This is a genomic window from Gemmatimonadota bacterium (genome assembly GCA_039715185.1).
Taxonomy (GTDB): domain Bacteria; phylum Gemmatimonadota; class Gemmatimonadetes; order Longimicrobiales; family RSA9; genus DATHRK01.
In genome coordinates, this window is the sequence record JBDLIA010000242.1 from 1 (window position 1) to 1100 (window position 1100).

At 70.9% G+C, this 1100-nt stretch carries 1 protein-coding gene; it reads left to right on the forward strand.

Features of this window, described 5'->3' with window-relative positions:
* Positions 1 to 1100, forward strand: a 1100-nt coding sequence (locus ABFS34_16995; GenBank protein ID MEN8377123.1) for a VCBS repeat-containing protein, incomplete at both ends; no start/stop codon positions are given.

Below are 1100 nucleotides of genomic sequence, written 5' to 3' on the forward strand. Positions count from 1 at the left end.
CCGTCGCCCCGCTCACGGAGTTCGTCTCGGCGGTCAGCCCCGCCCCCAACGTCGTGGGAGCCGGCCGCGCGGATCCGCTGGAGCTGACGCTGACGCAGCCGCTGTCGGTCGAGGACTTCCGCCCCGCGTCGCTCAGCGTCTTCGGGCGCTGGAGCGGGGTCGCGCGGGGTGAGGTCACGCTCGAGGGCGGAGGGCTGACGATCCGCTTCGCGCCCGCGGCGCCGTTCCAGGCCGGCGAGTGGGTGAGCGCCTCCCTCGAGGCGGGCGTGTCGCTCGCCGACGGCAGTCCCATGGAGAAGGGCTTCTCGTGGGGCTTCTGGGTGGCGCCCAGCGCCGGTTCGCTGGACATGATCGAACTAGGCGAGCGCATTCTGCTGGACGAGAACGAGGGCCACGTCCAGCCCTACGGCGCGTACGCCGGGGACTACAACGGCGACGGCTACCCGGATCTGGCGATCCCCAACGAGATCACCGCCGACGTCCGCATCATGCTCAACGACGGCACCGGCAACTACGAGCAGTTCTCCGTCCTGGAGATTCCCGACGGCGCGTGGCCGAGCCCCAACGAGGGCGCCGACTTCAACGGCGACGGCATCACCGACCTGGTCGTAGGCAACGCCCAGAACGATCTCGTGTCGCTGTTCGCGGGAGACGGCAAGGGCTCGTTCACGTCCATCGGCGGGTTCTCGGCCGGCAGGAACGTGCGCGGCGTGTGTCCGGCCGACTTCAACCACGACGGCTGGCCCGACGTGGCCACGGTGAACATGTCCGAGGGCCCGCGCGAGACCCGAGGCAACGTGGCGATGTTACTCAACACCGCGGACGGCAGCGGGCGGTTGGAGCGCACGGCGCAGATCGCGTCACCCGGAAACGCCGAGAAGACGTGCGCCACCGGGGACATGAACGGCGACGGCCACGTGGACCTGGCCGTCGGGGCCTGGCGCAGCGACGAGGTCATCGTGTTCCTGGGCGACGGCGCCGGTGGCCTCGCGCTGCACGGCACCTGGGCGGCGGGCGGGCAGCCGTGGATGATCGTCACGGGTGACATGAACGGCGACGGCCACGTGGACGTCGTGGCGGCCAACCGCGAGGGCGACAAC